The sequence below is a fragment of the Planosporangium flavigriseum genome, assembly GCF_011947225.1.
Lineage (GTDB): Bacteria > Actinomycetota > Actinomycetes > Mycobacteriales > Micromonosporaceae > Planosporangium > Planosporangium flavigriseum.
In genome coordinates, this window is record NZ_JAATVW010000043.1 from 1 (window position 1) to 9,158 (window position 9,158).

Genomic DNA, 9,158 nt, shown 5'->3' on the forward strand with positions numbered 1-9,158 from the left:
GACCGGGGAGATCACCCGCAGCGTGGCCGAGGCCGCCACCGGCAGCACCGAGATCGCCACCAACATCTCCGGCGTCGCCGCGGCCGCGGCCACCACGACCGAGGGCGTCACCGAGTCACAGCGGGCGGCCGAAGAGCTGGCCCGCATGAGCAACGAACTGCAGCAGGCCGTCGCGCGCTTCCGGGTCTGACGGAGTCGCCGCACCATACGGGTTCGTCGTCTGTACGACGGTGATCGGGCAGGCTGGGAGACTCTCCCAGCCTGCCCGCTTCGTTGGTGAACAGGGCAGGCGAGAAGATAGGCGTTGACGGGCGATCGGAGAGAGCCTGGGCCGATGGGTCCTTGCTACCGCGCGACTACGAACGTTCCGCGCGCCAGTCCGTACTCCTGCTGAAGCGCAGCTACCGAACGAATGGGCCGGTTGGGCTGAAGGTCCCCGCTCTTGGCGAGGGCGGAGTTGATGGCGGGTACGCCGCAGCTGGCGATGGCGCGGCGCACCAGTTCAGCGGCGAGCTTGCGGCAGCGCGGGCCACTGGACAGCAGCACGCCCAGGGCGACGATGACCGCCAGGGCGCCGGCGCCGGCGCCGACCACCCACCAGCGCCAGCGGGTGCCGCTCGCGCCGCCCGTCGACCTGTAGCCACGTCGAGGCGTCGTTGCGGGTGGCTGCGTCCGGCATCAGCGCCCAGGTGTGCTCGAGCGCGGATGTCCACCTCAACCCCACACCGCCGGGGTGTTGAGCAGGGGAAATGCCGTCATCATGATCGGCGTCACGGTGACACGCCATGTTCGCCGAACCTGCTTCCACAGTGGCGTGAACGGCTACGATCAATCGTTTCCTTTCGTACAAGTTTGCAACGCGTGGGGGTTCTGGGTGTTACACGACGGTTTGAGCGCCGACGGCGGGCTCGCTGATCGGTCGACGGCACGGGGCCCCAAGCCGCACGCCCGGCGGTCTCGGATGGGCCTGTTCCTGGCCGGGTTGGCGATGCTGACCGCGCCGGTTGGCGCGGCGGTCCTGGGGGCGGGATCCCCGGCTACCGCGGCCCCCGCTTCCGGGCCGTACGCCTACGTCGCCAACGCCGGTGCCAACACCGTGTCGGTGATCTCCACCGCCAGCAACACCGTGACCGCCACTGTCCCCGTCGGCTCCGGCCCCTACGCCGTGGCGGTCACGCCGGACGGCGCCCGCGTCTACGTCCCCAACAGCGACGCCAACACCGTGTCGGTGATCTCCACCGCCAGCAACACCGTCACCGCCACCGTCCCCGTCGGCTCCGGCCCCTACGCCGTGGCGGTCACGCCGGACGGCGCCCACGCCTACGTCGCCAACCTCAACGCCAACACCGTGTCGGTGATCTCCACCGCCAGCAACACCGTCACCGCCACCGTCACCGTCGGCGCCTCCCCGGGTGCCGTGGCGGTCACGCCGGACGGCGCCCACGCCTACGTCGCCAACCTTGGCGCCAACACCGTGTCGGTGATCGACACCGCCAGCAACACCGTCACCGCCACCGTCCCCGTCGGCGCCTTCCCCTACGGCGTGGCGGTCACGCCGGACGGCGCCCACGCCTACGTCGCCAACGTCAACGCCAACACCGTGTCGGTGATCGACACCGCCAGCAACACCGTCACCGCCACCGTCCCCGTCGGCGCCAACCCCTACGGCGTGGCGGTCACGCCGGACGGCGCGCACGCCTACGTCGCCAACCTCGGCGCCAACACCGTGTCGATGATCGACACCGCCAGCAACACCGTCACCGCCACCGTCCCCGTCGGCGCCAACCCCTACGGCGTGGCGGTCACGCCGGACGGCGCGCACGCCTACGTCGCCAACGCCGGCGACGACTTCTTGTCGGTGATCGCCACCGCCAGCAACACCGTCACCGCCACCGTCACCGTCGGCGTCCCCTCGGTCGCCGTGGCGGTCGGGCACCTCGTGGCCGCCACGCCCACGCCCACCACGCCCACGCCCGGCGCACCCACCACGACCGTGACGGCCACGCCGGCGTCGCTGCCCGTCACGGGTGGCCGCGGCCAGAGCTACGCCATCGTCGCCGCGGCCCTGGTCGGCGTCGGCATCGCCCTGGTGGCCGGCAGCGCCCTGCTGATCCGGCGTCGACGCTTCACCGCCTGACCCAAACCCCACGCGGCCGTAAGCCGCACGCTGAACAGCAACCGCAACAGTGCCCTCCGGCTGGAACGACGAGGCCCACCCGAGCCCGTGTCACATCCAGCCGGAGGGCACTTTCTCCATACATGGCCTCCTGGCAGCGGGTAGCCGACGTCGCCTGCGTCACGCCGGAACGGATACGACGGCCGGCTCCGCGCTTCGAGGCCAATATCCGGGTTATGAGCCCACCGGCAACTTCCCCACGTTCACGTTGCTGCCGTCACGGGCCGCCTGCGCAAGGTGTACGGGCGCCTCAACCCGCACCTGACGGGTCCAGTCGCACCGTAGACATCCGCTGCCGGTCAACCTGGTCGTGACTCCAGTAAACGCTTCTTCGGCACCGGATCGATGCCGGCGTACACCCTCACACGGACTGACCCGCTCGGCAGGGTTTCGATCTCGCCGCGTTGGCGCTGACGGGGCTTCGACGCGCCCGAAATGGAGCCACGGTAGCGCGTCTAGCTCCACACGTGGCTCCACGATCTGGCGTGAAGATCGGCTCGCAAGCCTGTGACCTGTGTGGGCCGCCAGGGACTCGAACCCTGAACCTACGGATTAAAAGTCCGCAGCTCTGCCATTGAGCTAGCGGCCCGACCGGTGCCAGGTTACCGTCCGACCGCCCCGAGCGGATACCGGGTTGCCGGTGCACCCTGTCAAACCGGGACCTACCAGCTCAGGCAGCTACGGTCGGCTCGACCTCGATCCGCCCGCCGTCGCTGGCCAGCAGGGCGCTGAGTTCCTCCGCCGGGATCGGCCGGGAGAAGTGGTAGCCCTGAGCCAGTGGACAGTGCAGTTGGCGCAGCCGCGTCGCCTGGGCCGGCGTCTCCACGGCCTCGGCCACCGTACGCAGGCGCAGGCTCTTGGCCATCTCGACGATCGCCCGCAGCAGCGCCGCCGAGTCGGACCCGCCGGCCGCCTCCTGCACGAACACGCGGTCGATCTTGAGGACATCCACGGGCAGCGTCCGCAGGTACGCCAGGGACGAGTACCCGGTGCCGAAGTCGTCGACCGCGACGGCCACGCCGTGCTGGCGCAGCCGCTCCAGGAGGGCCCGCACCACGGCCTCCTCCGACGCGGTCTCGGCCACCAGAACCGTCTCGGTGATCTCCACGACCAGGGACTTCCCCGGTAGCCCCTGCCCGGCCAGCTCGCCGAGGATCAAATCGACGATCCCGGGCTCGCGTAGCTGGCGACCGGAGACGTTGACCGTGACCGAGATGCCGTACCGCTCGTACCAGTCGCGGATGTCGCGCAAGGCCCGGCGCAGCACCCACGTGCCCAATGGGCTGATCAGGCCGCACTCCTCAGCGACCGGGATGAACTCCCCCGGCGCCACGGGCAGCTGTCCCGGCGGGATCCACCGCACCAGCGCCTCCACAGCCCGGACCCGGCCGGTGGAGAGTTCGACAACCGGCTGGTAGTACACCGCGAACTCTTCGTTGACCAGCGCCCGGCGCAGGTCGGCGACCAGCCGGGTGCGCCGGTCGCGCTCGACGGCGAGTTCCGGCCGGTACATCTGGACCTGATTCTTACCCGCATCCTTGGCGGCGTACAACGCCAGGTCGGCGCGGCGCAGCGCCTCGCCCCCGGTGAGAGGCGCATCCGCGACGAGCACGCCGGCACTGGCCGTCAGCTCGGTTTCCCGCTCTCCGGTCAGGAAAGGCGCGCGGAGCGTGTCGACCATCGCGTCCGCCGCGACCCGGGTACGCCTTTCGTCTGCGCCGTCGAGCAGTACGGCGAACTCGTCGCCGCCCAGGCGCACCAGCACCCCTTCGGTGACCGCCGACCGCAGTCGCTGGGCCACCTCGACCAGCAGGGCGTCGCCGGCCGGGTGGCCGTCGGTGTCGTTGACGTCCTTGAAGCCGTCCAGATCCAGCAGGACCAGGCCGTGCCGGCCGGTCAGGGCGTCGAGCCGCTCGCGCAGCAGGTCCCGGTTGCCCAGTCCGGTGAGGCTGTCGTGCAGGGCGCGGTAGGTGAGTTCGTCGCGCAGCGTCTGCTGCTCCTCCAGCGCCGCCCCGAGAGCGACCGCCTGCCCGTCGAGTTCGACCGCGCGCCCGTGCGCCACCCGGGCGAGCAGCCCGAGCCGTACGACGAGCAACACCCCGGTGATCGCGACGAACACCAGCGGCATGACCAGGGCGCCGGCCGGGCTGCCCGCACCGCGAGCCAGCACGATGCTCAGCGCGACAGCCGGGGAGAGCAGCGCGAGCAGCGCGTACAGGCCGAGCCGCAGCGGTGACGCGACCGGTTGGCTGCGCTCCACGAGCCCGGCCGACGACGCCATCGAGGGGTGCAGCGCCGCGCTCCCCAGCAGCAGGTACGTCAGTACCCACATCGCGGACGCCAGGACGTAACCAACGTTCCCGCCGCCCCAGGCCATCGGGATGTAGGCGAGGAAGTCGCCGGCGAGCAGCGCGAACGCTCCGCCGACGACCAGCAGGTACGCGGCCGTGCGCGCGGCGGCGCTGAAAATCATGCGGATGACCACCGCGATGATCAGCAGGTCGACCGCGGTGTAGAGCAGGTACATGGGCAGCCGCGGCCCGACGGACTGCGCGTGCGCGCTCATCGGAGCCAGGATGAACGTCCAGGCCAGCGTGAACATCCCGGAGACCACGAGGCATGCGTCGACGACGCTCTCGTAGCCCGGCCGGGTCCGGTCCCGGCGGACCCAGGCGGCGAACCCGGCCACCATGAACGGATAGCAGCCGGCGTACAGGAAGTCGCCTCCGGACGGGAAGCTGAGGCGACCCGTCATGGCCAGTTCAAAGGCCCACCAGAACACCCCGGCCAGGGAGACGGCGAGGCCGGTGGCGAGGAACCACCAGGGCCGCTGGTTGGCGGGTCGGTGCAGGCGCACTCCCAGGAGCATCGCAGCGACGGCCGAGACCCCCACGACCCCGAACACGACCTGACGGCCAACGGGCGGCAGCGTCGGGGCGATAGCCACGATGACCAGGCCGATCAGCAGGTACCAGCGCCACCAAGCGTGCCCGCGCCGGCCCTGGCCCAGCTCTCCGGACGCCGTCGACTCCCCCATTCCAACAGATGTACGGCAATACGGTTGCGATTCAGGTCACTGTTCCGGTTGCGATCGGGTGTCAGCGGGCGGACAACCGCACCAACATCGCTTCGCAGCTGCGTACGACCACGCCCGCGGCGCGCCGTTGGGCCAGGTTCCGCACCGGGTCCTCCGCATGGTGCTGCCAGCGGTGCAGCGCATAGGAACTCAGCTCCCACAGCTCGGCGGCGCTCGCGTCCGGATCGGCTCCCAGCCTGGCCGTCAGGTCGACCCCGTTGCCACCGACCAGGCGCTGGGCCTCCGCGGTCCGCTCGGCATCGAATCCGAGCTGAGGGTCCTGTAGCGCCGCGAGCAGCCGAAGCTCCCGAAAGTCGTGCGTGGTGGACTGGAGGTACTCCACCCAGGCGAGCAACTCCCGGGAGCCGGGCCGGAAATGCTGCCGCAGCACGGATTCCAGTACCACCAGCGCCGACCGCGCCCTGAGTACATCCGCCCGGTCGGTGAAGTACCGCCCCATCGACTCGCGAAGTTCGGTCAACCCGCTGCGCCGAACCAGTTCGGCCGCGAGCTTGGCCCGGCTGTCGCAGCCGGTCCGGACCAGGGTCGTCGCCAGTCGCACTCCGAAGATGCCCAACCGGCCCAGCAGGGCACGCCGGGCCTCGGCGCCGACCGGCGCGGGGAGCTGGGTACTCACGAAACGGTCCGCCGAGAGCAGGAGGCCCTCCAACTCCGCGCGTGGCATGGCGGCGAGGGCGGCGAGAGGGGCGTAGTCCGACTCGGTGAGCACCCGGCCGGCAAGAGCGACGAGGCCGCCCAGCGCGACGACCCCCATGCAGAGGGAGTTGACCTCCGGGTCCCGATACTGGCGCCGAGCCAGTTGCTTGGCCGTCTGGAGCGCGTCGACCCGGCCGCCGCCGATCTCGTCGGCGCGGGCCAGTACCAGGAGCATGTTGATCGGGGCCGACCTGGCCACGCCGCCCTCCTGCGCCGCGTGCAGGAACCCCAGGTCGCTGCTGCGGGCGTCGCGGGTCAGGTACAGCACGGCGTCCGCCTCGCGCAGGATCCTGTCCATGATCGGGTTGCCGTCGTTTTCCGCGCCTGACGTGACGGCGGGAGTGTCCACAAGGGTTGCGTGCCGCAGCGCGCGGGTCGGCCACTTGACGACAACGTCGGCGGCCTGGTCCGACTGCCAGCCCCCGAGGTCCACCCGCATACCGCCGGCCGAGCGGGTGACGGCGAGCTCCCGGGCCGAGCCGTCGGCCGTGTACGCCGTCACCTCCGGCGTCGGACCGTCCTCGTACCAGGTGAAGACCTGCCTGCCGTCCTCGCCTTCGACCGGCGCGACCTCCTCGCCCATGATCGCGTTCACCAGCGTCGACTTGCCCGACCGCCAGGGGCCGGCGACCGCGATCCGCAACGGCTGCTCGAACCGGCTGAGATGGTGATGCAGCACGGCTGCGGCGTGCGGATCATCGCGGTACAGGTTCAACGCCTGGTGCAACAGCTCCCACACCGATTCGCCGAGTGGGGCGCCAGGTCTCATAACCTGGACTCCAGGCGCGCCCGCAGCGCTCCGCCCCGCCCGGCGGACACCTCCTGCGCCTCCTCGACCAGGACGGCGAGCCGCTGCGCCATCTGATCGATGGCCTGCCGGCGCTGTTCGCGCGCGGCGGTCAGCGCATCGGCCTCCTGCTTCGCGCTCCGGAACGACTCGACGATGGCCGCCTGCAACTGCTCGGTCAGCTCGGCGAAGTGGTCGCGCAGCATCCGGTGCACCTGCCGCGCGGTGTCCCGGGAGTCCTTGCTCAACCGGATGAAGAAGTCGTCGACGTGCCGCTGGGCCGCGGTCTTCGCCGCCGCCTGCCGCCGCTTGAGCAGCGACTTGCTCTCGTCGAAGATGCTCTTGCCGCCGAAGAGGGCACCGGCGCCGATCGAGACCGGGTTAACCAGCGGCAGGCCGGCGAATGTCGTTGCCATCCCGAACATCAACAACCCACCGTACGAGCCGCGCAGGGCGGTGAAGACCTTCTGGGTCGGCGTGAACTTCTCGATCGTCGGTTTCTCGATGGCCGGCACCCGGTCGGCGAGGTCGTCCGGCACCTTGATCGACCAGCCGGGGAGGACGTCCGATCCGTACCGGGCGAAGTTGCTCGCCACCTGGTGAGTGATCCAGTCGAGCCGCTGGACCATCCAATCGAAGTTCGCCTCGGCCGCCTCGGCCAGGTTCTCCTCCAGCCAGTCCCGGAACGTGTCCCAACCGCTCAGGGGATCGGCCTCGTCGAACGCCTCGTCGACCTTGCGCAAGATCAGGCGCGTACGGTCCCGCAGGTCGTACTCGATGTCGGACATGAGATCCGCCATCTCGTCATTGAGCGTGTTCTGCCACTTGGTGGTGCGCCGGCGCAGGTCGTCGACGGCGCGCTGGGCCTCCTGCAACCGCGAGATCGGGCCGGACATCTCGGGTGACTCCGCGACGGCGAGTTCGGCGCGCAGGGGGGCGGCCAGCTGTTCGACGACGGTACGGGTGACCTGACCGACGCTGGTACGGGCCAGCACGTCGCTCTTGGCGGTCTGATCGCGCATGAGACGCGCGATCAACTCGGGGAACCCCGACTCGGCGTTCATCGCCTCGTCGCCTGCGCGGGCCGCCTGGAGCCGCAGCGCCGCGGAGACAGGGATGAGGGTCGCCTGCGCGCCGGCGCTCGCGATGTGCCGCCGGTTCCGCTCGGCCACCGCGCGCCAATCCGGCGACATGTCGATCTTACTCAGGACGACGATCACGTTCGTGTGTGACTGCCCGACGTGGAGCAGCAGGTTCAGTTCGCTGACAGACAGTTCACGGGTCGCATCCGTGACCATGAGAACGGTGTCGGCCCGGGCGAGCGCGGCGAAGATGCTCGCGTTGCGTACCGGATCCTGATCGTCGGTGCCCGGCGTGTCGATCAGCACCAGCCCGGAGGCGAGGAGCCCGCGGGGAACGCCGACTTCGAGATGGGTGGACGCGGCGACGCCGGGACGGTACGGGGCGTTGGTGCTGACGCCAGCTGTGATCTGTTCCATCGAGAGCGGGATCCGCTCCGGCTGCGCGACCAGCGCGCCGTTCGACCTGCCCTGCGTCGGCACCGCGGTCCGGACCAAGGTCGCACTGGGCGCTTCGGCGTGGTGGACGATCGTCGGCATGGTGGTCGTCACGCCATCACCCACCGGGCACACCGACGCGTTCACCAGCGCATTGATCAGCTGGCTCTTGCCCTGCTTGGGCTCACCCATGACCAGGACACGTAACCGCGGATCGACCAGCTGTGCCCGCTTCTGCTGCAGCCACTCGATCAGGTCGCTACGACCATGCGTTGCGCACACCCGCACGGTCTCGTCGAGAAGCTCTAGCCAGGTCGGGGCCATCATCGATACGAGTGTGCTGATTTCACGGCAATTAGCAAGCTCGCCGAAGGCCGGACCCGCCCAGCGGCGGATCCGGCCTTCAGGTTAGCCCGCAGTCCCGTCAAGCCTCAGAGCAGGCCGTCGAGCAGGCCGTGGTGCGAGGCGTCCGCCTGTGCGTGCGTGTCCGCGTACCCCTGGCCGCCGCTCACGTTCGCGTCGCCAGTGACATTGCCAACGCCCACGCCGTTCAGCGTGCTGCCGACGGTGTCGGTCACGCCGCTCAGACCCACGCCGCTCAGCGTGCTGCCGACGGTGCCGGTCACGCCACCCAGCAGGCCGTGCGCGTCAGCGCCGGTAACACCCTGGACGGTGCTGCCGACGGTGCCGGTCACGCCACCCAGCAGGCCGTGCGCGTCGGCGCCGGTAACACCCTGGACGGTGCTGCCGACGGTGCCGGTCACGCCACCCAGCAGGCCGTGCGCGTCGGCACCGGTAACACCCTGCACCGTGCCGCCGACCGTGCCACCGAGCACGCCATCGACGGTGCCACCGACCGTGTTGTCGACCACGCCGCTGACGGTC

At 70.4% G+C, this 9,158-nt stretch carries 6 protein-coding genes, 1 tRNA gene and 1 pseudogene; 2 read left to right on the forward strand and 6 right to left on the reverse strand.

All coding sequences use genetic code 11. From position 1 onward, the window contains the following. Positions 1 to 190: pseudogene (locus tag HC028_RS26585) on the forward strand (methyl-accepting chemotaxis protein); the annotation flags it as partial. A gap of 155 nt (positions 191 to 345) precedes the next feature. On the opposite strand, the gene HC028_RS28005 reads toward HC028_RS26585, so the two are convergent. Next, positions 346 to 594, reverse strand: a complete 249-nt coding sequence (locus tag HC028_RS28005; protein ID WP_239075767.1) for a hypothetical protein — start codon at positions 592 to 594, stop codon at positions 346 to 348. A gap of 367 nt (positions 595 to 961) precedes the next feature. On the opposite strand from HC028_RS28005, the gene HC028_RS26595 reads away from it, so the two are divergent. Beyond that, entirely contained in the window at positions 962 to 2,137 is a 1,176-nt protein-coding gene (locus tag HC028_RS26595) for a virginiamycin B lyase family protein (RefSeq protein ID WP_168080193.1), read from the forward strand. Between the two features lie 556 nt (positions 2,138 to 2,693). On the opposite strand, the gene HC028_RS26600 is transcribed toward HC028_RS26595, so the two are convergent. The 5 genes from HC028_RS26600 to HC028_RS26620 all read right to left on the reverse strand — a co-directional run. Continuing rightward, positions 2,694 to 2,765, reverse strand: a tRNA-Lys gene (locus HC028_RS26600). Between the two features lie 81 nt (positions 2,766 to 2,846). Then, on the reverse strand, positions 2,847 to 5,213 hold the full coding sequence (locus HC028_RS26605) for a putative bifunctional diguanylate cyclase/phosphodiesterase (RefSeq protein WP_168080194.1): 2,367 nt from the start codon (positions 5,211 to 5,213) through the stop codon (positions 2,847 to 2,849). 61 nt (positions 5,214 to 5,274) lie between these two features. Then, positions 5,275 to 6,738, reverse strand: a complete 1,464-nt coding sequence (locus HC028_RS26610) for a dynamin family protein (protein ID WP_168080195.1) — start codon at positions 6,736 to 6,738, stop codon at positions 5,275 to 5,277. Next, positions 6,735 to 8,600, reverse strand: a complete 1,866-nt coding sequence (locus tag HC028_RS26615; protein WP_239075757.1) for a dynamin family protein — start codon at positions 8,598 to 8,600, stop codon at positions 6,735 to 6,737. The genes HC028_RS26610 and HC028_RS26615 overlap by 4 nt, the downstream gene beginning before the upstream one ends. 104 nt (positions 8,601 to 8,704) lie before the next feature. Then, positions 8,705 to 9,158, reverse strand: a 454-nt coding sequence (locus HC028_RS26620) for a hypothetical protein (protein WP_420850198.1), incomplete at its 5' end; no start/stop codon positions are given.